The 20,620-nt window shown below is 54.4% G+C and carries 18 protein-coding genes and 1 pseudogene; 5 read left to right on the top strand and 14 right to left on the bottom strand.

The window, feature by feature from the left end; genetic code table 11:
- Nucleotides 1–4 precede the first annotated feature (4 nt).
- From carA to B2Q93_RS20440, 8 genes and pseudogenes are all read right to left on the bottom strand, one after another.
- On the bottom strand, nucleotides 5–1,153 hold the full coding sequence (carA, locus tag B2Q93_RS20475; RefSeq protein ID WP_040077221.1) for a glutamine-hydrolyzing carbamoyl-phosphate synthase small subunit: 1,149 nt from the start codon (nucleotides 1,151–1,153) through the stop codon (nucleotides 5–7).
- 454 nt (nucleotides 1,154–1,607) lie between these two features.
- On the bottom strand, nucleotides 1,608–2,429 hold the full coding sequence (dapB, locus tag B2Q93_RS20470; protein ID WP_286934321.1) for a 4-hydroxy-tetrahydrodipicolinate reductase: 822 nt from the start codon (nucleotides 2,427–2,429) through the stop codon (nucleotides 1,608–1,610).
- 189 nt (nucleotides 2,430–2,618) lie between these two features.
- The gene (ispH, locus tag B2Q93_RS20465; RefSeq protein WP_286934318.1) at nucleotides 2,619–3,569 is read right to left on the bottom strand and encodes a 4-hydroxy-3-methylbut-2-enyl diphosphate reductase; all 951 of its coding nucleotides are present in this window, start codon (nucleotides 3,567–3,569) and stop codon (nucleotides 2,619–2,621) included.
- Nucleotide 3,570: 1 nt separating this feature from the next.
- Nucleotides 3,571–4,020: an FKBP-type peptidyl-prolyl cis-trans isomerase gene (gene fkpB / locus B2Q93_RS20460; protein ID WP_040077225.1), complete on the bottom strand. Its 450-nt coding sequence runs from the start codon at nucleotides 4,018–4,020 to the stop codon at nucleotides 3,571–3,573.
- Nucleotides 4,021–4,072: 52 nt separating this feature from the next.
- Nucleotides 4,073–4,573 (bottom strand): signal peptidase II, encoded by a 501-nt coding sequence (lspA, locus tag B2Q93_RS20455; protein ID WP_046885016.1) that lies wholly within the window; start codon nucleotides 4,571–4,573, stop codon nucleotides 4,073–4,075.
- Nucleotides 4,573–7,389, bottom strand: a complete 2,817-nt coding sequence (gene ileS / locus B2Q93_RS20450; RefSeq protein ID WP_212477258.1) for an isoleucine--tRNA ligase — start codon at nucleotides 7,387–7,389, stop codon at nucleotides 4,573–4,575. Before ileS ends, lspA begins: the two co-directional genes overlap by 1 nt.
- Nucleotides 7,390–7,422: 33 nt before the next feature.
- Nucleotides 7,423–8,361, bottom strand: a complete 939-nt coding sequence (gene ribF / locus B2Q93_RS20445; RefSeq protein ID WP_046885018.1) for a bifunctional riboflavin kinase/FAD synthetase — start codon at nucleotides 8,359–8,361, stop codon at nucleotides 7,423–7,425.
- Between the two features lie 7 nt (nucleotides 8,362–8,368).
- A pseudogene (locus B2Q93_RS20440) lies at nucleotides 8,369–8,539 on the bottom strand (DUF2575 domain-containing protein).
- A 150-nt stretch (nucleotides 8,540–8,689) separates the two neighbouring features.
- Here B2Q93_RS20440 and rpsT point away from each other — a divergent pair.
- Entirely contained in the window at nucleotides 8,690–8,953 is a 264-nt protein-coding gene (gene rpsT / locus B2Q93_RS20435) for a 30S ribosomal protein S20 (protein WP_001518655.1), read from the top strand.
- A 59-nt stretch (nucleotides 8,954–9,012) separates the two neighbouring features.
- On the opposite strand, the gene nhaR is transcribed toward rpsT, so the two are convergent.
- The 4 genes from nhaR to dnaK form a co-directional block, all read right to left on the bottom strand.
- The gene (gene nhaR, locus B2Q93_RS20430) at nucleotides 9,013–9,912 is read right to left on the bottom strand and encodes a transcriptional activator NhaR (RefSeq protein ID WP_040077230.1); all 900 of its coding nucleotides are present in this window, start codon (nucleotides 9,910–9,912) and stop codon (nucleotides 9,013–9,015) included.
- Nucleotides 9,913–9,972: 60 nt separating this feature from the next.
- Nucleotides 9,973–11,148 (bottom strand): Na+/H+ antiporter NhaA, encoded by a 1,176-nt coding sequence (gene nhaA, locus B2Q93_RS20425; protein ID WP_046885020.1) that lies wholly within the window; start codon nucleotides 11,146–11,148, stop codon nucleotides 9,973–9,975.
- Nucleotides 11,149–11,318: 170 nt separating this feature from the next.
- On the bottom strand, nucleotides 11,319–12,458 hold the full coding sequence (gene dnaJ, locus B2Q93_RS20420) for a molecular chaperone DnaJ (protein WP_046885021.1): 1,140 nt from the start codon (nucleotides 12,456–12,458) through the stop codon (nucleotides 11,319–11,321).
- Nucleotides 12,459–12,545: 87 nt separating this feature from the next.
- Nucleotides 12,546–14,465: a molecular chaperone DnaK gene (gene dnaK, locus B2Q93_RS20415; RefSeq protein WP_040077235.1), complete on the bottom strand. Its 1,920-nt coding sequence runs from the start codon at nucleotides 14,463–14,465 to the stop codon at nucleotides 12,546–12,548.
- Nucleotides 14,466–14,761: 296 nt separating this feature from the next.
- Between dnaK and satP the strand changes: the two genes are divergently transcribed.
- The 4 genes from satP to B2Q93_RS20395 all read left to right on the top strand — a co-directional run bounded on the left by satP (nucleotide 14,762) and on the right by B2Q93_RS20395 (nucleotide 18,555).
- Entirely contained in the window at nucleotides 14,762–15,328 is a 567-nt protein-coding gene (gene satP, locus B2Q93_RS20410) for an acetate uptake transporter (protein ID WP_046885022.1), read from the top strand.
- 230 nt (nucleotides 15,329–15,558) lie between these two features.
- Nucleotides 15,559–16,632, top strand: a complete 1,074-nt coding sequence (locus tag B2Q93_RS20405) for a FecCD family ABC transporter permease (RefSeq protein WP_286934309.1) — start codon at nucleotides 15,559–15,561, stop codon at nucleotides 16,630–16,632.
- Complete coding sequence (locus tag B2Q93_RS20400) at nucleotides 16,629–17,405, top strand: ABC transporter ATP-binding protein (RefSeq protein WP_414671880.1); 777 nt, start codon at nucleotides 16,629–16,631, stop codon at nucleotides 17,403–17,405. Before B2Q93_RS20405 ends, B2Q93_RS20400 begins: the two co-directional genes overlap by 4 nt.
- Nucleotides 17,406–17,430: 25 nt before the next feature.
- Nucleotides 17,431–18,555, top strand: coding sequence for an ABC transporter substrate-binding protein (locus B2Q93_RS20395; RefSeq protein ID WP_286934307.1), 1,125 nt, complete (start codon nucleotides 17,431–17,433; stop codon nucleotides 18,553–18,555).
- On the opposite strand, the gene B2Q93_RS20390 is transcribed toward B2Q93_RS20395, so the two are convergent.
- On the bottom strand, nucleotides 18,530–19,843 hold the full coding sequence (locus tag B2Q93_RS20390) for an MFS transporter (protein ID WP_286934305.1): 1,314 nt from the start codon (nucleotides 19,841–19,843) through the stop codon (nucleotides 18,530–18,532). The genes B2Q93_RS20395 and B2Q93_RS20390 overlap by 26 nt on opposite strands.
- Nucleotides 19,844–19,965: 122 nt before the next feature.
- Entirely contained in the window at nucleotides 19,966–20,553 is a 588-nt protein-coding gene (mog, locus tag B2Q93_RS20385) for a molybdopterin adenylyltransferase (RefSeq protein WP_040077241.1), read from the bottom strand.
- Nucleotides 20,554–20,620: the final 67 nt, after the last annotated feature.

The raw sequence follows: 20,620 nt of genomic DNA, 5'->3' as shown, positions 1-20,620 counted from the left end.
CTGATTATTTAGCGGTCTTACGGTATTGCTCGATGAGTTCGATAAAGTGATCGAACAGCGGTGCGGCATCGTGCGGGCCAGGGCTGGCTTCCGGATGTCCCTGGAAGCTGAACGCGGGCTTATCGGTGCGATGAATACCCTGCAAGGTGCCATCGAACAGCGATTTGTGCGTCACACGCAGGTTCGCAGGCATAGAAGCTTCATCGACGGCAAAGCCGTGGTTCTGAGCGGTAATCATCACCGTGTTGTTGTCGATATCTTTTACCGGGTGGTTACCACCGTGGTGCCCGAACTTCATCTTCACGGTTTTGGCACCGCTCGCCAGCGCCAGGAGCTGATGGCCCAGGCAGATGCCGAAGACCGGGATATCGGTTTCGAGGAAAGCTTTGATCGCGTCGATAGCGTAATCGCACGGCGCCGGGTCACCGGGACCGTTTGAGAGGAAGATGCCGTCCGGGTTCATTTTCAAGACTTCATCAGCCGGGGTTTTCGCCGGAACAACCGTCAGGCGACAGCCGCGATCCACCAGCATGCGCAGGATATTGCGCTTGGCGCCGTAATCGTAGGCCACCACGTGGAAAGGCAGTTCACTCTCTTTTTTGGCTTCTGGCAGGTCGCCAGCCAGCGTCCAGCTACCCTGCGTCCAGCTATAAGCTTCTGCGGTAGTCACTTCTTTCGCCAGGTCCATGCCGTTGAGGCCGGGGAAGGCTTTTGCTTTTTCCAGCGCCAGCGCCGCATCGAGGTTGTCCCCTGCGATAATGCAGCCGTTCTGTGCGCCTTTTTCGCGCAGAATCCGGGTCAGCTTACGGGTATCGATATCGGCGATTGCCACAATGTTATGGCGCTTCAGGTATGAAGAGAGGTCTTCAGTGTTGCGGTAGTTGCTGGCAATCAGCGGCAGGTCACGAATGACGAGGCCTTGTGCATGTACCTGGGAAGATTCTTCATCGGCGGCATTGGTGCCGACATTGCCGATATGGGGATAAGTAAGGGTGACGATTTGGCGGGAATAGGAAGGATCAGTGAGGATTTCTTGATAACCGGTCATTGAAGTATTGAAAACGACTTCCCCAACCGCCGAACCTGTTGCCCCTATGGCCCGACCGATAAACTGGGTTCCGTCTTCCAGAACCAATAGCGCTGACTTAATCAAAACACCCTCCAGAGAATATTCACTCACTTTATCTGCATATTAATTCACAACCATGTTGCGGATCAATGCAAATTTGTTGCCTGTGGATTTTCGGCAAACGGCGGCATTCTGGAGATTTCGGGGGGGAAAGTCAACTTAAAACGCGTATTTTATTTGTTGTTTTGCGTCACTGGTGGCGAAGAGAGGTTTTAAGCGCTGAAAAGATCAAATAAATCACACAGGAAATCGCTTGCGGAGCGGTTTAACCAACAATTTTCAATGAGGAGGGTCTAAAAATGGACCAGATGGTCAAATTTTACAAAAACGCAACGATAAATACGCAGATAATTATTAATAATAACAGCCTCAAATAAATAACTGGGCATAACACCTAAAATAAAGGGGCAATAAAATATTGCCCCGTGCAATCAAGTGCTTATGACTGCCATAACCACATCACGAAGGGTAATAATCATCATAAATTGTTGAGATCGAGTACATCTCTCATATCAAAAAGACCTTTTTCCTTATCTTTTAACCACAAACCCGAACGAATCGCCCCGTTGGCGAATGTCATACGACTCGAAGCCTTATGGGTAATCTCTACGCGCTCGCCGATATCGGCAAACATAGCAGTATGCTCGCCTACAATGTCGCCTGCGCGAACGGTAGCAAAACCGATAGTACCTGGCACACGCTCGCCAGTATGTCCTTCACGAGAGTACACCGCGCAGGACTTCAGATCTTTATCCATGGCCTGAGCAATGGCTTCGCCCATTGCCAGCGCTGTCCCGGATGGGGCATCCACTTTGTAACGGTGATGCGCTTCGATAATTTCGATATCGGTGTAATCACCCATGACTTTTGCCGCCTTCTCCAGCAGCTTGAGCATCACATTGACGCCGACGCTGAAGTTGGCCGCAAAAACGATAGCGATCTCTCCAGACGCGTCCTGAATGGCCTGCTTACCCGCGTCATCAAACCCGGTAGTCCCAATGACCATTCCCTTGCCGTGCTGACGGCAAAACGCCAGGTGATGCAGTGTGCCCTCCGGACGAGTGAAGTCGATGAAGACATCGAAATCCTCTTTTACCGCCTCAAGGCTGCTCTGAACGGTGACGCCAGTTTTCGCGGTTCCTGCCAGTTCACCGGCATCAGCCCCCAGCAGAGAAGAGCCTTCGCGCTCCAGTGCGGCACCCAGCGCAACGCCATCCATCTGGAGCGTAGCCTGAATCAACTGACGGCCCATACGGCCGCCTGCGCCCGCGATTGCGACACGGACCTGTGCATCATGCATAGTTATTCTCTTACGTTAAAATGATGTAAATCGTTTTCAGATTAACCAGCCTCCGCCGAAGCCGCCATCTGAAAACGTCGATAATTAGAATTTAATGATAAACAGCAGGAACTATCAGTAAAAGACATGATTTACCGCACTGGGCGGTAAAACAAAAAAGCCAGCAATGAATTGCTGGCTTTGGAAGGATTACTCCACTTCTCGTGCGTCGATTCGCAGCTCTTTGGGGACTTCGAAGACAATGTTCTCTTCGCGCCCTTCCAGCGGTACCGCCTCGCCGCCGCCCAGTACCTGCAGACGGGAAATGACGTTCTGCACCAGGATATCCGGCGCGGAAGCTCCGGCCGTTACGCCAACGCAGGCTGCGTTTTTCACCCACGCTTCCTGAATATCCGTAGCGTCGTCGATCAGAAACGCCGCTTTCCCCATACGCTGGGCCAGCTCGGCCAGGCGATTGGAGTTTGAGGAGTTTTTCGATCCGACCACCAGCACCACATCCGCCTGTTCAGCCAGCGCACGCACGGCTTCCTGACGATTGGTGGTGGCGTAGCAGATGTCGTCTTTACGCGGCCCGACGATTTTCGGGAAGCGCTGACGCAATGCGTCGATTACATCAGAGGTGTCATCAACGGAGAGCGTGGTCTGGGTCATAAACGACAGCTTCGCTTCGTTTTTCACGTTCAGCGTTATTACATCTTCCGGCGACTCAACCAGATACATCCCCCCTTCCGGGTTACTGTACTGGCCCATCGTGCCTTCGACTTCCGGGTGGCCTGCGTGACCAATCAGAATAGATTCTTCACCACGACGGCTGGCACGCGCGACTTCCATATGTACTTTTGTCACCAGCGGACAGGTGGCATCAAACACAGTCAGATCGCGGCTTTTCGCCTCGTTACGTACCGCCTGGGAGACGCCGTGGGCGGAGAATATGAGGATCGCCCCGTCCGGCACTTCACTGAGCTGTTCAATGAAAATGGCGCCGCGCTCGCGCAGGCTGTCGACCACGTAGCGGTTATGCACCACTTCATGACGCACGTAAATAGGGGCGCCGTAAATTTCCAGCGCATTTTCAACAATGCTGATAGCGCGGTCTACACCGGCGCAGAAACCGCGCGGGTTAGCCAACAGGATCTGCATTTCAGGCCTCCAGTGCCGGATCGATCTCCAGCACTTCGATATCAAAATGGACCGTACGCCCGGCAAGGGGATGGTTGAAATCGACGGTAATAGAGTCACCGTTAATTTCGCGGATCACGCCAGGCATTTCGCTGCCATCCATTGCGGTAAAGAGCATAATTGCCCCAATCTCAGGTTCACCCGCATCCATAAATTCACGGCGCGAGAAATACTGGATCAGGTCCGGGGTCGGCACGCCAAATGCCGCGTCCGGCTCCAGAGAAAAGGCTTTTGTCTCACCCTCTTTCAACCCCAGAAGCTGCTGCTCCAGGCCTTCAGAAAGCGAGGTATCACCAAGACGAAACAGCGCAGGCTTACCATTATTGCGGGTAGACTCAGCCGTGGAACCGTCATCAAGTTTCAGGGTGAAGTGAACGAGGATCGCGCTGTTGCTCTGTACGGATTTAGACATGCAAGTTGCTCGCTGGTTTTGCCCGGTGACGCTACACCACCGGGCGAGTATGTTACGCCTGCTCTTTTGCGGCCGGTTTCGGCAAAAAGCCTTCCAGCACGATTAACACCGCGCCTACGCAAATTGCGCTATCGGCCAGGTTAAAGGTGGCGAAGTGCCAGTTGCCGACATAGAAGTCGATCATATCGACCACAAAGCCGTGCCACAGACGGTCAAACAGGTTGCCCAGCGCGCCGCCAATGATCAGCGCGTAAGCGATATTGTTAAGCTTCTGCGTCGCCTTAGCGCGGTACATCAGCACTGCCAGCACCACACAGATACCGAAAGCGATACCCGCAAAGAACCAGCGCTGCCAGCCGCCGCTGTCGGCGAGGAAGCTAAAAGCCGCACCGTAGTTGCGCGCATAATGCAGATTAAGAGACGGGAACAGCGGGACCGTATCCCCCAGAGCGAAATTCTGGAGGATCAGGAACTTGCTACCCAAATCGATAATCAGCACGACCACGACCAGCCACAGCCAACGCAGTCCCGTTGAACTCAGAGATTTACTCATCAGGCAAACTTACGTTTTTCGCCATCACCGGCGACGTTGCTGACACAGCGTCCGCAGATATCTGCGTGTTCCGCCACCTGGCCAACATCGGTGGTGTAGTGCCAGCAGCGCGGGCACTTCTCACCGTCGGCTTTGCTCAGCGCGACTTTCAGTCCTTTGAGCAGTTCACTCTGCTGAGCATCAGCAGAAGCGTCAGCATAATCCGCAACTTTCGCACCGGAGGTCAACAGGACAAATCGCAATTCATCGCCCAGCGCCGTCAGTTTTGCCGCCAGCTCAGGTTCCGCGTACAGGGTGACTGCCGCTTCCAGTGAACCGCCAACTTTCTTGTCAGCACGCGCCTGCTCAATCACCTTGTTCACTTCGCCACGCACTTTCAGCAGCGCGTCCCAGTAAGTATGGTTCATCGCTTCAGTGCTGGAGAGATCAAACAGACCTTCATACCACTCACCGGTGAAGACATACTTCTCGCGATCGCCCGGCAGGTAGCCCCAGATTTCATCTGCGGTGAAGGACATGATCGGTGCCATCCAGCGTACCAGCGCTTCTGCAATGTGGTAGAGCGCGGTCTGGCAGCTACGACGCGCCACGCTGTCCGCTTTCGCGGTGTACTGACGGTCTTTGATGATGTCGAGGTAGAACGAGCCCATTTCGATGGAGCAGAAGCGCATCAGGCGCTGCACCACTTCGTGGAAGTCGTAAGACTCGTAAGCTTTTACGATGTCTTCCTGCGCCGCTTTGGCACAGCCTACCGCCCAACGGTCCAGCACAACCATCTCTTCCGGTTTCACCATGTCTTTTGCCGGATCAAACCCGTTAAGGTTCGCCAGCAGGAAGCGCGCGGTGTTACGGATACGACGATAGCTGTCGGCGGCACGTTTCAGGATTTCATCAGAAACGGCCATTTCGCCGGTGTAGTCGGTAGAGGCAACCCACAGACGCAGAATGTCCGCGCCCAGTTTGTTCATCACGTCCTGCGGAGAGACGGTGTTGCCGATAGATTTGGACATCTTACGGCCCTGACCATCGACGGTGAAACCGTGGGTCAGTACCTGACGGTATGGCGCTTTACCTTTCATGGCGGTGGAGATCATCAGCGATGACATGAACCAGCCGCGGTGTTGGTCAGACCCTTCCAGATACATATCGGCGGCGTGACCGGCAAACTCAGGGCGCACATCCACGACGGAAGAGTGGGTAGAACCGGAGTCAAACCACACGTCCAGAGTGTCTGGCACTTTCTCGTAGTTGTCTGCGTCCGCGCCCAGGATGTCGCGGGCGTCGAGATCCCACCACGCCTGAATGCCGTCAACTTCGACGCGCTTCGCCACTTCTTCCATCAGCTCCAGCGAGTTCGGATGCAGCTCTTGCGTCTCTTTATGGACGAACAGAGACATCGGCACGCCCCAGGTACGCTGACGGGAGATACACCAGTCAGGACGGTTAGCCACCATAGATTCGATACGCGCCTGGCCCCAGTCCGGGATCCACTGCACGCCTTTGATCTCTTTCAGCGACTGCGCGCGCAGACCTTTCTGATCCATGCTGATGAACCACTGCGGGGTCGCACGGAAAATGATCGGTGATTTGTGACGCCAGCAGCACGGATAGCTGTGCTGCATTTTCTCAACGTGCAGCAGCGCGCCGCTGTCGCGCAGCATGTTGACGATAATGTCATTCGCTTTAAAGACGTTGATACCGTCCAGCGCCGGGTAAGTGCCTGGCAGGTAAGAGCCGTCCGGACCCACTGGGTTCGCGATTTCCAGACCGTATTTCAGGCTGATGTTGTAGTCGTCAGGACCGTGGCCACCGGCGGTGTGAACCGCACCGGTACCCGCGTCCAGCGTCACGTGGTCACCCAGGATGGCCGGAACGTCGAAGTCCAGGAACGGGTGTTTAAAGCGCATCAGCTCCAGGGCGTCACCTTTGACGGTGCCCAGAATGCTGTAGTCGGTGATGTTCGCGCGTTTCAGTACGCTCTCGACCAGATCTTTCGCCAGGATAACCGCGCGGCCTTCAATCTGCACCAGCGCGTATTCAAACTCGCTGGAGAGGGAGATTGCACGGTTGGCTGGCAGGGTCCACGGGGTGGTGGTCCAGATCACCAGAGAGATCGGGCCATTTACGCCAGGCAGACCGAATTTACCTTTGATGGCATCCTGATCGACCGCTTCGAAAGCAACGTCGATAGATGGCGAGGTTTTGTCGTAATACTCAACTTCCGCTTCTGCCAGCGCAGAACGGCAGTCCACGCACCAGTGCACCGGCTTCGCGCCTTTATGCAGGTGGCCGTTACCGATGATTTTGCCCAGCGCACGGATGATGTTGGCTTCGGTTTTGAAATCCATGGTCAGGTACGGGTGCGACCAGTCGCCCAGCACGCCCAGACGGATAAAGTCTTTACGCTGACCATCAACCTGCTGTGCTGCGTATTCGCGGCATTTTGCACGGAACTCGGCCGCGGTGAACTTCTCACCCGGTTTGCCGTATTCCTGCTCTACTTTCAGCTCGATTGGCAGACCATGGCAGTCCCAGCCCGGAACATAAGGCGAGTCATATCCCGCAAGTCCTTTGGACTTCACGATAATGTCTTTCAGAATCTTGTTTACAGAGTGACCAATATGAATGCTGCCATTCGCATATGGAGGGCCATCATGCAGAATGAAGGTTTTTTTGCCTTTCTTGGCTGCACGGATGATGCCGTACAGGTCATCATCGGTCCAACGCGCCAGCATTCCCGGTTCGCGCTTGGCGAGATCGCCGCGCATTGGGAACCCTGTTTCCGGCAAATTCAGGGTTGATTTATAGTCACTCATCAGATTCTCGGTTCCGTATTTATCACTCAGGCGTTACGCCGGGTTTGAAAGCCCAAAAAATTCCCGGGCCGTTAACTCATCTCTCGCGATTTGCGCTTTCAACTCATCAAGCGAAGCAAATCGCTGCTCATTGCGTATTTTTTTACGCAGGATTACATCTATATGGCGACCGTAGAGGTCCATTACAACGTCCAGCAGATGCACTTCCAGTTGCTGACGTACGCCAGCAACTGTCGGACGGGTGCCAATATTGGCCACGCCCGGCAAGGGCTTATCGCCCAGTCCTGTCACTTCTACCGCATAGACCCCTTTTACCGGGGAGACCTGACGACGCAGCGGTAAGTTCGCCGTCGGAAAACCAATGGTGCGGCCCAGCTCATCACCATGCACGACGCGTCCCGAAATAGTAAACGGACGCCCTAGCAGGTTCTCTGCCGCGTCGAGTTTATCTTCCGCCAGCGCTTGCCGCACAGCCGTGCTGCTGACGCGCACTCCGCCTTCACAGAAAGTTTGCGTGCTGGTCACGTCAAAGCCGTACTCGAGGCCAGCCTTCTGTAATAGCAAGAAATCCCCCTGACGACCAGCGCCAAAGCGGAAATCATCACCCACGGCGAGAAACTGTACGCCAAGTCGCTTCACCAACAGGTCGCCAACAAAATTTTGCGCCGTCAGTGCGGCAAAACGTCTGTCAAAACGCACGCACAGCACGTAGTCGACGCCGCATTGCGCCAGATAGCGCAATTTCTCGCGCAGGCGAGTCAGACGCGCAGGGGCTTTTTCGCTGGCAAACAGCTCCAGCGGTTGTGGTTCAAATATCATGACCACTACCGGCAGGCCACGCGCCCGCCCCTCTTCGCGTAATCCTTGCAACAGCGCCTGATGCCCACGATGCACGCCGTCGAAATTACCAATAGTCAGCACACACCCGTGCGGGGCCTGACTGAGATTATGTATGCCGCGTATCAGCTTCATGACTGGCTCAAAACAGTGAAAATCGCCCGAGTATACCTTGTACAGCGATTAAGGTTAACCGGCGATTGTCGCCGTAAAAGAGAAAGCCGTAATGATTTCATCACGCTTGCCTTTCAAAGCGAAAAAATCTGCCTGCGTTAGACGTTTTTTGTGCCGAAAAGCTGTATTCAGCCCTCACAAGCTGGTAGAATCCTGCGCCATCACTACGTAACGAGCGTTGTCACACTAACGGCGCTTATTTGCACAAATCCATTGACAAAAGAAGGCTAAGAGGTCATATTCCTCGGCCTTTGAATTGTCCACATAGATCATATTTGGGAGTTGGACCTTGGCTAATATCAAATCAGCTAAGAAACGTGCCGTTCAGTCTGAAAAGGCTCGTAAGCACAATGCAAGCCGTCGCTCTATGATGCGTACTTTCATCAAGAAAGTATACGCAGCTATCGAAGCAGGCGACAAAGCTGCTGCACTGAAAGCATTTAACGAAATGCAACCAATCGTGGATCGTCAGGCTGCTAAAGGTCTGATCCACAAAAACAAAGCAGCGCGTCATAAAGCAAACCTGACCGCGCAGATCAACAAACTGGCTTAATCGCCGCTTGTTGTTGCTTGTTTTAAAAGAACCCGCTTAACGCGGGTTTTTTTATGCCCTTAGCGCACAGGTGGCGTAAACAGCGACGCGTAGTTCTGATTACAGATGCGCTGCACCGCCGGGTGCTGGATCATCCGTTCAGCAAAAATGGCGTGATACTCTTCCATCACATTATCCACTCTGCCAATTTCGGTCACTCTGTCGTCGGTATAGAGATCGTGCGCATAAAGCGTCGGTGCCACGAAGATAGCGTTGTGCGCCTCGCCGAAGGCTTTCATTAGTGCGGCATCATCAAACTCACCCAGAATCTCAACGTTAAGCCCCTGTGAGGTAAACCAGTTCAGCAGCTTGCGTCCTAACATAGAACGGCGGCCTGGCACCAGCAGGCGACGCTCTTCAAGACAGGCGGGGAAGGGTTTTTCCGGCGGAGGGTTGATGCACCAGAAACTGACACCGCATTCGCCGATTTTTACCGAGAACAGCCCCTCCTGCTGCGTGGAATCAATGGGGCAGTCGGAGATAATAATATCCAGCTTATGCTGGCTCAGTTGCTCCAGCAGCATCTCGTGTGTCGATTCAAAACAGCGCAAGTGAATTTGCTCGTCTGCCACCACCGCCGCATCGAGCACGCCGCTCACCAACCGTTTTGAGAGCGCATCCGCCACCCCCACATCGAAGAGCAAATTCGACTCTTTGCGGTAGTTAACGATATCCAGCATCTCCTGGCTCAGGGTGAACATTTTATCGGCGTAGCGGAACACCAGCTCGCCCAGTTCGCTTGGTTCAATGCCCCGCCCTTTACGCTTAAAGAGTTTGCCCTGCAGGCGTTCTTCAAGCGCTTTGATCTGCCCGGTAATCGTCTGGGGCGTGAGATAGAGCGCCTCAGCAGCCCCTACCACCGAGCCCTCTTTATAGACGTGCCAGAAGTAGTACAGATGGTTGTAATTAATATGAGACATGCGTGCTTCTCTCCCTGCTAATTTTGACGGGAGGGCACCCTTGCCCTCCCCCGATTCTCTTTAGGCCGGATGCTGCTGCTCCGGTAGTTTCATCTTCAGTAAGGTGTAGCCCACAAACGCGGCCAACAACGAGCCTGTTAAAATGCCCAGCTTAGCCCAGACGATAAGCTCCGGGGCATGCGAGCCAAACGCCAGCGTCGAAATGAAAATCGACATTGTAAAACCGATACCACATAGCACGCCGACCGCCATAATTTGTCGACCGGTGGTGCCGTGCGGCAGCGATGCCAGCTTCAGTTTCAGCGCCAGCCAGCAGAACAGGCTAATCCCCAGCGGCTTACCAATAAACAGCCCGGCGATAATCCCCAGCGGCAACATGGAGGTCAGGCCCGCCAGCGTTACACCGTCCAGCGATACCCCCGCGTTCGCAAAAGCAAACAGCGGCAGGATCAAAAAGGCGACCCACGGGTGTAAAACATGCTCGAGCTGTTTCGCCGGAGATTTACCCTCCTGCTGCTTCAGGGGGACGAAGAAACCGACGATGACCCCGGCCAGGGTCGCATGGACCCCCGATTTCAGTACCGCCGTCCATAAGACCATGCCCACCAGCACATAGATGCCCACCCGGCGCACGTTACAGATATTCAAAAGTGCCAGTACCGCAATCGCGGCCGCCGCGACGCCCAGAGAGAGCATCGACAGATCGCTGGTGTAGAACAGTGCGATGATTATAATCGCGCCCAGATCATCGATGATCGCCAGCGCCATCAGGAAGATTTTAAGCGCCATGGGCACGCGATTGCCGAGCAGTGCCAGCACCCCAAGGGCAAACGCAATATCGGTCGCAGCCGGTATCGCCCAGCCGTGACGCGCAACAGGATCCTGGTAGTTAAACGCCAGGTAAATCAGCGCTGGCACCACCATACCGCCAAGGGCGGCAATCACCGGAAAGGCTGCACGCTGCCGGCTGGCCAACGATCCCAGTACCAGTTCGCGCTTCACCTCCAGGCCCACCAGCAGGAAGAATACCGCCATCAACGCGTCGTTAATCCACAGCAGCATGTTTTTATTGATCTCCAGAACCCCGACTTTTAACTCGACGGGGGTTTCCAGAAAAGCGTGATACATGCTCTGAGTGACATTCAGGTTCGCCAGCATCATTGCCAGCGCCGCGGCAATAATCAGAATGATGCCGCTGGACGCTTCGCTATTAAAGAAACGCTGTAATAATTTCATTTAAGTTCTCTCTTACCACAATACCTCGATAAAACCATAATACCAAGCCACACATATCGGTAAAAACAGATATATATTGCCAATACATTCAGTTTTACCGAGCAATCCCTGCAAAAACAAAAAGCCCGGAATCGCTTCCGGGCTTTCAGAGACAGGCTTCTGCTAAGTGATTAGCGAGTCAGGTCATCAAAGAATTTTTTGACGCCATCGAAGAAGCTTTTAGAACGCGGGCTATTCTTTTCACCCGTCGGACCGCCGAAGCTCTCCTGCAACTCTTTCAGCAGCTGTTTCTGTTTATCGTTCAGGCCGACCGGGGTCTCTACCACCACGCGGCACAGCAGGTCACCCTGCGCACCACCGCGGACAGATTTCACGCCTTTACCGCGCATACGGAACAGCTTGCCGGTCTGAGTTTCACCTGGCACTTTCAGGTTCACGCGCCCATCCAGCGTCGGCACTTCGATTTCACCACCCAGCGCAGCCATGGCGAAGTTGATCGGCACTTCGCAGTAAAGGTTATTGCCCTCACGCTCAAAGATAGCGTGCTGCTTCACCTGAACCTGAACGTACAGATCGCCTGCCGGTGCACCGTGCTCGCCCGCTTCGCCTTCGCCAGCCAGACGGATACGATCGCCCGTATCCACACCTGCCGGGATTTTAACCGACAGCGTTTTGGTTTTCTCGACGCGACCGTGGCCATGACACTTGTTGCAAGGGTCTTTAATCAGCGTACCGCGACCATGACAGTGTGGACACGCCTGCTGTACCGCGAAGAAGCCCTGACGCATCTGTACCTGGCCGGAACCGTGACAGGTCGGACAGGTTTGCGGCTGCGTACCCGCTTTGGCACCGCTACCGTGGCAGATGTCGCACTCTTCCAGAGTCGGAATGCGGATCTCTTTAGTCACACCGCGAACGGCTTCCTCAAGAGACAGCTCCATGTTGTAGCGCAGATCGGCGCCACGCGCCGCGCGCTGACGACCACGGCCGCCGCCAAAGATATCGCCAAATACGTCGCCAAAGATATCGCTGAAGTCCGCACCGCCGCCGCCGAAGCCACCGCCGTATCCGCCCCCACCGCCTTGTTCAAACGCGGCATGGCCATACTGATCGTAGGCAGCACGTTTTTGGGCGTCGGTCAGGATCTCATACGCTTCTTTAATCTCTTTAAATTTCGCTTCGGCCTCTTTATCACCCTGGTTACGGTCCGGGTGAAACTTCATGGCCAGGCGCTTGTAGGCCTTTTTGATTTCACGCTCTTCCGCACTTTTCGGAACGCCTAAAATCTCGTAATAGTCTTGCTTTGCCATTGTTTTTTTTAAGCCCCTTAACATGCAAGCACGGGCGGAGAGGAAACCTCTTCGCCCGTGCCGGTTAATTACCCTGCATCAGGGCGATTATTTTTTGTCTTTAACTTCTTCGAACTCAGCATCGACAACGTCGTCGTCTTTTGCGTTGTTCTGGGAAGCGTCAGCACCCGCGCCAGCCTGCTGCTGAGCGTGTTGCTGCTGAGCGATTTCCATCAGTTTCTGGGAAACCTGCGCCAGCTCCTGCATCTTCGCTTCGATATCTGCTTTATCTTCGCCTTTCAGAGACGTTTGCAGTGCAGTCAGCGCCGCTTCGATTGCAGTTTTGTCGTCAGCTGGCAGCTGTTCGCCTGCTTCTTCAACCTGCTTACGGGTGCTGTGCAGCAGATGGTCGCCCTGGTTACGGGTCTGTACCAGCTCTTCAAACTTACGGTCGGATTCGGCGTTTGCTTCCGCTTCCTGAACCATTTTCTGGATCTCTTCTTCATTCAGACCGGAAGAGGCCTTGATGGTGATCTTCTGCTCTTTACCGCTGTTTTTGTCTTTCGCGGAAACGTGCAGGATACCATCAGCATCGATATCGAAGGTCACTTCGATCTGCGGCATGCCGCGCGGTGCCGGGTTGATACCATCGAGGTTAAATTGACCCAGAGATTTGTTATCGCCGGCACGTTTACGCTCACCCTGCAGCACATGGATGGTTACCGCAGACTGGTTGTCTTCAGCGGTAGAGAACACCTGGCTGTGCTTGGTCGGGATGGTAGTGTTTTTGTTGATCAGCGCAGTCATCACGCCGCCCATGGTTTCGATACCCAGAGAGAGCGGGGTAACGTCCAGCAGCAGTACGTCTTTCACTTCACCAGTCAATACACCACCCTGAACGGCAGCACCGATAGCAACGGCTTCGTCCGGGTTAACGTCTTTACGCGGCTCTTTACCAAAGAATTCAGCGACTTTCTTCTGAACCATTGGCATACGAGTCTGACCACCGACCAGGATAACGTCCTGGATGTCAGACACGGACAGGCCAGCGTCCTGCAGTGCAACTTTCAGCGGCTCGATAGAACGGTTAACCAGATCTTCTACCAGGCTTTCCAGTTTCGCACGGGTCACTTTGATGTTCATGTGTTTAGGACCGGTCGCGTCTGCAGTGATGTACGGCAGGTTCACGTCGGTCTGCTGAGCGGAAGAAAGTTCAATCTTCGCTTTCTCAGCGGCTTCTTTCAGGCGCTGCATCGCCAGCGGATCGTTACGCAGGTCGATGCCCTGATCTTTCTTGAATTCGTCAACGAGGTAGTTGATCAGACGGGTATCGAAGTCTTCACCACCCAGGTGGGTATCACCGTTGGTTGCCAGAACTTCGAAGGTTTTTTCGCCATCAACTTCGTCGATTTCGATAACAGAGATATCGAAGGTACCACCACCCAGGTCGTAAACCGCGATAGTACGGTTGCCAACTTCTTTATCCAGACCGTAAGCCAGTGCAGCCGCGGTTGGTTCGTTGATGATACGCTTAACTTCCAGACCTGCGATACGGCCAGCATCTTTGGTTGCCTGACGCTGAGCATCGTTGAAGTATGCAGGAACGGTAATAACTGCTTCAGTTACCGGTTCGCCCAGGTAATCTTCCGCCGTTTTCTTCATTTTCTTCAGCACTTCTGCAGAGATCTGCGGTGGTGCGGTTTTGGTGCCTTTCACATCAAGCCATGCGTCGCCGTTATCGGCAGCAATGATTTTGTACGGCATGATAGAAACGTCACGCTGCACTTCTTCGTCCTGGAAGCGGCGGCCAATCAGGCGTTTGATCGCAAACAGGGTGTTTTGCGGGTTTGTCACTGCCTGACGTTTAGCCGGCTGACCAACCAGAGTTTCACCATCCTGGGTATAAGCAATGATAGAAGGCGTGGTGCGATCGCCCTCGGCGTTCTCCAGCACACGTGCAGTAGTGCCGTCCATAATCGCTACACAAGAGTTGGTAGTACCCAGGTCGATACCAATAATTTTACCCATCTAAACGTCTCCACTAAAAATTCGATCAACATGTGGTTGTGTACCTGTAATAAGGGCAGAAGGTGCTTTTTCAACTGCCCAGATCTGTTTTTTTTCAGGTCCACTCACTGCGGTTGACTACAAGATGGGGTCGCCACGGCATCCATCAAGGGGGAAGGATAAAAAATATTTTAATTTCACCCTGATCAGATCATAGACGGCATCGATAGCGCCCATTATGATGCCGCGCCCCGTCAGGGAGAATTGACGCGGGATTCACCATTTCACCATATTAATGATGATTTTTTTGAGGACTTATGGGCAACACTAAGTTGGCTAATCCGGCTCCGCTGGGCCTGATGGGTTTTGGCATGACCACCATCCTGCTGAACCTGCATAACATCGGGCTCTTCCCGATGGATGGCATTATCCTGGCGATGGGCATTTTTTACGGCGGTATCGCGCAAATCTTCGCGGGCCTGCTGGAATATAAGAAAGGCAATACCTTCGGTTTAACGGCATTTACCTCCTACGGTTCGTTCTGGCTGACGCTGGTCGCAATTCTGCTGATGCCTAAAATGGGTCTGACAGAAGCGGCGAACGGCCACTTCCTGGGTGTCTACCTGGGCCTGTGGGGCGTCTTCACCCTGTTCATGTTCTTCGGTACGCTGACCGGCAACCGCGCGTTGCAGTTTGTGTTCCTGAGCCTGACCGTCCTGTTTGCCCTGCTGGCAATCGGCCATCTCGTGGATAACGAAGGCATCGTTCATTTCGCGGGCTGGATTGGCCTGGTTTGCGGCGCAAGCGCTATCTACCTGGCAATGGGTGAAGTGCTGAATGAGCAGTTTGGTCGTACCGTGCTGCCTATTGGTGAAAAACACTAATCCGCTCCTTAACGTGCCTGCCCTCGCAGGCACGTCTCCTCTCCCGCTTACTTTTCCAGCAAAACCCAAACAATTAATCAATGAAAGAGCAATAACTCCATCATTGAATTGATAAGCATTATCACTTTGCATACCCTCCCCCGGTATCTCCCGGATAATGGATATCAGGCAGCACGACCAACAGGAAGGTGGGAGACAGACGATTTTGTTGTGTTGCTTAAGGTTATCCAATGAATTCCAGCCTTGCCGCCGCCGTAAAGCCTGACGAAACGACCGTTGCCGCCCACTATCGCCGGGTGGTACTACGCCGCTACGCACTCGCGGGCGTGCTTCTGCTATTTATACTCTGCTCGCTGCTGCTTGATTTCACCCTTGGCCCTTCGGGCATGTCGGTATCAACGCTCTGGCATACGCTATTCCATGCCGAGGCCGCCGATGCAGGTACGCGCGTTATCGTCTGGGATATCCGTCTTCCTTTCGCCCTGATGGCGATCGTCGTCGGGATGGCGCTGGGACTGGCGGGCGCAGAGATGCAAACCATCCTGAATAACCCCCTTGCCAGCCCCTTTACGCTGGGCGTTTCGTCGGCCGCCTCGTTTGGCGCCGCGCTGGCAATCGTGCTTGGTCTTGGCATCCCCGGCGTACCGGATCAATGGTTTATCTCAGTCAACGCCTTCGTCTTTGCCCTGATGGCCTGTTTTATTCTCGATGGTATTAGCCGTTGGACGCGCGTGGCGACCTCCGGGGTGGTGCTCTTCGGCATCGCCCTCGTCTTTACCTTCAATGCGCTGATCTCAATTTTGCAATTTGTTGCCAGCGAAGACACGTTACAAGGGCTGGTTTTCTGGACCATGGGCAGCCTCGCCCGCGCTTCATGGGATAAGCTCGGCATCCTGACACTGGTCCTGCTTGTCGTCGCGCCGATGTCATTGAAAAACGCCTGGAAGCTCACCGCCCTGCGCCTTGGTGAAGATCGCGCCGTGAGCTTTGGCATTAACGTTCGTCAGCTACGCCTGACAACCTTGCTGCGCATCAGCATCATTTCAGCGTTGACCGTGGCCTTCGTCGGCCCGGTAGGCTTTATCGGCCTGGTGGCCCCTCATATTTCACGCATGATGTTTGGCGAGGATCACCGTTTCTATCTGCCGGGCAGCATGTTTATTGGTGCGCTGGTGTTGTCGCTGGCGTCGGTGATGTCTAAAAATATCGTCCCTGGCGTCATCATTCCTGTGGGCATTGTCACCTCGCTGGTCGGCGTACCCTTCTTCCTGAGCATTATCATTCGCCACCGGGGTACGCTGTGATGGACGGCCTGCTGATTCGCGATCTTCATACGGGCTACCGTAAAAAGAACATTATCGAGGGGCTCACTACCCCACTTCTGCCGCGTGGCAAAATCACTGCCCTGCTGGGGCCCAATGGCTCAGGCAAATCCACGCTGTTGCGCGCACTGGCCGATCTTAATCCGGCCGAAGGCAGCATTGAACTCAACGGCGAAAACCTGATGCACTTGTCGGGCGCTGAGCGCGCGCAAAAAGTCGTTTATCTGCCCCAGTCGCTGCCTGCAGGAGTGCATTTGCACGCGCTGGAGTCGGTGATGGTGGCGCGCCGCGCCAGCGGATATCAGCAGCAGGGTAATGCCGAGCAAGAGGCCTTTGCGATCCTCGACAAGCTGGGGGTTGCTCACCTGGCCATGAGCTTCCTCGACCAACTCTCCGGCGGACAGAAACAGCTGATTGGTCTGGCGCAGTCGCTTATCCGCCAGCCCGATCTGCTGCTGCTGGATGAACCCTTAAGCGCTCTCGATCTCAATTATCAGTTCCACGTCATGGATATCGTCGCACGGGAAACGCGCCTGCGAAATATCGTCACCCTGGTGGTTATCCATGACATCAACATCGCGCTGCGCCACGCCGAGTACGCCACGATGTTAAAAAACGGCGCGCTCATAGCCAGCGGCAGGCCCGACGAGGTCGTTACGCCCGCCAATCTGGCGACGGTATATGGCGTAGAAGGCCGGGTGGAATATTGTTCGCAAGGGCTGCCACACGTGGTAGTGGATGGTTTAACGATATAACTAGAATCTGCAGACAGAGGAAATCATGGCAATAAAGAAAGCACTTCTTGGCGTAGCGCTGCTGCTCTCGCCATTACTGGCGCTGGCACAAACCTGGCCCGTTACCGTAAAAGATATTGATAACCGCACGGTGACCATTCCCCAGGAGCCGCAGCGCATCATATTGCAGGATGGTCGGGATATCCTCACCCTGGCAATGCTGGAACCTAAAGACCCCTTCGCCAAAGTTGTGGCCTGGAACAATCTGCCTAAAAAACAGGACACCGAAACCTGGAACGTTTTGAAGCGCAAATGGCCGGAGGCTGAGCGCATCCTCGACATGAAATTCTCCGACCAGGGCAATGTGGATCTGGAAACTGTCATATCGCGTAAGCCGGATCTGATGATTGCTCAACTGCGGGCTAAACCCGCTCTGACCCAGAGCGGAGTCTTAACACAGCTTGAGGCCCTGCATGTGCCCGTGGTGTTTGTGGATTACGAGTTACATCCCGTTGAAAACACTCGACCCAGCATTTCTCTGTTAGGCAAGGTGCTGGGCCAGCCCGAACGGGCGCAGGCTTATGTCGACTTCTATCAACAGCGCCTGGACCAGATCCATCAACGCCTGGCCAAAGCCGGGAAAAAACCGCTGGTATTTATTGAGCCCATAGCTGGTGTTGCGGGGCTCGACAACGGCTGCTGCTTTACCCATGCGCGAAACGGCTGGGGCGGCCTGGTAGAGGCTGCGGGTGGGGAAAATATCGGTTCTGCCCTGCTGCCGGGCGCGACGGGGACAGTCTCGGTAGAAAAGATCATTTCAATGAACCCTGACTATTACCTGATGACCGGCTCCAAACGCCCGGGCAAAGGCACCGCCATCATTCCGTTTGGCTACAACGTACAGGCGAATGCGGTGCAATCGTCCTTCACGGCGTTACTGGCGCGACAGGGGGTTAGCAGTATCCCGGCGGTAGAGAAAGGCCATACCGGGGCGCTGTATCATCATTTCTACAACAACCCCTACAACATCATTGCCATCGAAGCGTTGAGTAAAATTTTCTACCCAACGCTGTTTGCCGACGTGGATCCGCTGGCGGATTATCATCTGCTTATCACGCGCTTCACTCAGATTCCGGATGACAACATTATTTTGAGCTATACCCCTCATTAACCGGCGCAGGCGCCATCAACTGATGGCGCTCACCGCGTAACCAGAGACCAATTCCCAATCCCATCAATGAGAGCGCCAGCACGTACCAGGCGGGTGCCATCGGCGATACCCCCATTAGCAGCGTAACGGCGATGGGGGTTAAGCCACCGAAGATGGCGTACGAGACGTTATAAGAGAATGAGATGCCGGTGAAACGTACCTCTGGCGGGAAGGCGCGAACCATCACGTAGGGCACAGCCCCCACGACACCCACGCAAAGCCCCACCGTGCCATACAACAGGAACAGCTGTTCAGGATGAGCTCCCGCCAGATGATAGAAAGTCCAACTGGAGCCGGCCAGCAAAAGGCTTCCGATAATAAAGGTCACGCTGGAGCCAAAACGATCCACCACCAGGCCGGCAATCAGGCAACCAAAGCAGAGCATAATCGTGGCGATGCTGTTGGCCTGCAGGGTTACCGCCGGCGCGAAGCCATACTGTTTTTGCAGCCAGAGGGGCGACATCAGGATCACGACCACGATACCGGCGGAGAGCAGCCAGGTCAGCAGCATGGAGACCACGACGGCTCGCTTATGACGTACCACTACCGCCTTCACCGGCAACTCTTGCGCCAGCGCTTTACGCTGCTGCATCTCCAGGAAGATGGGGGTTTCTTGCAGCCAGCGGCGAAGATACATCGCCACCAGGCCAAATGCGCCGCCCAGCAGGAACGGGATACGCCAACCCCAGTCATGCACAGCCTGTTGCGTCATGCTGGTATTGATAAGGGTAGCGACCACTGAGCCGAGCAGGATCCCTATGGTTAACCCGGCGGTTAAGGTTCCGCAGGCGATACCAATGCGGCGTGCCGGAACATGTTCCGCCACAAACACCCAGGCGCCGGGGACTTCGCCACCGATGGCCGCACCCTGCAGCAGGCGCATCAGCAGCAGCAACAGCGGAGCAACGATACCCATTGAGGCATAGGTTGGCAGCAGACCGATCGCCAGCGTCGGTACTGCCATCAACAGAATACTGAGCGTAAACATCTTCTTACGCCCCACCAGATCGCCAAAATGCGCCATAATAATGCCGCCCAACGGACGCGCCAGATAGCCTGCAGCAAAAATGCCGAAGGTCTGAACCTGACGCAGCCATTCCGGGATATCAGCCGGGAAGAAGAGCTCTCCTACCACGGCCGCAAAAAAGACGAAGATAATGAAGTCGTAAAACTCCAGCGCGCCACCTAAAGCAGCGAGCGTAAGCGTTTTATAATCCTGACGATTCAGAGGCCGGGTGTAATGTGACATAGCGAACCTGTTTATCTGTGTTGTTGATTTATTTTTACAGCGATCGTAAAGTAAAAATTACTATACCGAAAAACCAACCGCACGCTATCAGCGCTGCAGCTTATGTCACAAAAGCACTAATTTCAGGAGATTGTTTCGCGTCGCGCGCTTTTAGGACGAAAAGCTGCTATCACCTGCGGATCGGTTTCGACGTAAGGACCGTCCAGCAGCTGTATACAATACGGTACACTTGCAAAAATACCGGCGACGACCACTTTTCCATCTTCCTCTTTTACCCCTTCCAGCGTCTCTTTAATCGACTTTGGCTGGCCTGGAAGGTTAAGGATCAGTGCTTGCTTACGAATCACTCCAACCTGTCGAGAGAGAATAGCCGTCGGCACAAAGTGCAGGCTAATTTGTCTCATCTGCTCGCCGAAGCCCGGCATTTCGCGATCGGCGATGGCGAGGGTGGCATCCGGTGTCACGTCGCGCCGTGCAGGGCCGGTGCCGCCGGTGGTTAATACCAGGTGGCAGCTCATCTCATCCACCAGCTCGCACAGTGTCTGTTCGATGATGGCCTGTTCGTCGGGGATCAGCCGGGTCTCTATTTCAAATGGGGTTGTCAGTGCGCTGCCCAGCCACGCTTCTAGCGCAGGCAGGCCTTTATCCTGATAAACACCGCTGGAGGCGCGGTCAGAAATCGAGACTAAGCCGATGCGTAAGGTATTCATATTCATTCCATTCAAACAATACTAATTGAAGTGAATGATACACGCAGAGGAGGAATTCAGACAGGAG

The sequence above is a fragment of the Leclercia sp. UBA5958 genome, assembly GCF_002430365.1.
Classification (GTDB): domain Bacteria; phylum Pseudomonadota; class Gammaproteobacteria; order Enterobacterales; family Enterobacteriaceae; genus Enterobacter; species Enterobacter pneumoniae.
The sequence above is the reverse complement of the archived record's forward strand: the minus strand, read 5'-3'. Positions and strand labels throughout refer to the sequence as shown.

Coding starts and splice junctions, on each gene's coding strand:
- ribF (WP_046885018.1), bottom strand. CDS start 8,361: ATGAAGCTGATACGCGGCATACATAATCTCAGTCAGGCCCCGCACGGG.
- ispH (WP_286934318.1), bottom strand. CDS start 3,569: ATGCAGATCCTGTTGGCTAACCCGCGCGGTTTCTGCGCCGGTGTAGAC.
- B2Q93_RS20405 (WP_286934309.1), top strand. CDS start 15,559: ATGAATTCCAGCCTTGCCGCCGCCGTAAAGCCTGACGAAACGACCGTT.
- nhaA (WP_046885020.1), bottom strand. CDS start 11,148: ATGAAATTATTACAGCGTTTCTTTAATAGCGAAGCGTCCAGCGGCATC.
- B2Q93_RS20390 (WP_286934305.1), bottom strand. CDS start 19,843: ATGTCACATTACACCCGGCCTCTGAATCGTCAGGATTATAAAACGCTT.
- lspA (WP_046885016.1), bottom strand. CDS start 4,573: ATGAGTAAATCTCTGAGTTCAACGGGACTGCGTTGGCTGTGGCTGGTC.
- dnaK (WP_040077235.1), bottom strand. CDS start 14,465: ATGGGTAAAATTATTGGTATCGACCTGGGTACTACCAACTCTTGTGTA.
- satP (WP_046885022.1), top strand. CDS start 14,762: ATGGGCAACACTAAGTTGGCTAATCCGGCTCCGCTGGGCCTGATGGGT.
- fkpB (WP_040077225.1), bottom strand. CDS start 4,020: ATGTCTAAATCCGTACAGAGCAACAGCGCGATCCTCGTTCACTTCACC.
- dnaJ (WP_046885021.1), bottom strand. CDS start 12,458: ATGGCAAAGCAAGACTATTACGAGATTTTAGGCGTTCCGAAAAGTGCG.
- B2Q93_RS20395 (WP_286934307.1), top strand. CDS start 17,431: ATGGCAATAAAGAAAGCACTTCTTGGCGTAGCGCTGCTGCTCTCGCCA.
- dapB (WP_286934321.1), bottom strand. CDS start 2,429: ATGCATGATGCACAGGTCCGTGTCGCAATCGCGGGCGCAGGCGGCCGT.
- nhaR (WP_040077230.1), bottom strand. CDS start 9,912: ATGTCTCATATTAATTACAACCATCTGTACTACTTCTGGCACGTCTAT.
- mog (WP_040077241.1), bottom strand. CDS start 20,553: ATGAATACCTTACGCATCGGCTTAGTCTCGATTTCTGACCGCGCCTCC.
- ileS (WP_212477258.1), bottom strand. CDS start 7,389: ATGAGTGACTATAAATCAACCCTGAATTTGCCGGAAACAGGGTTCCCA.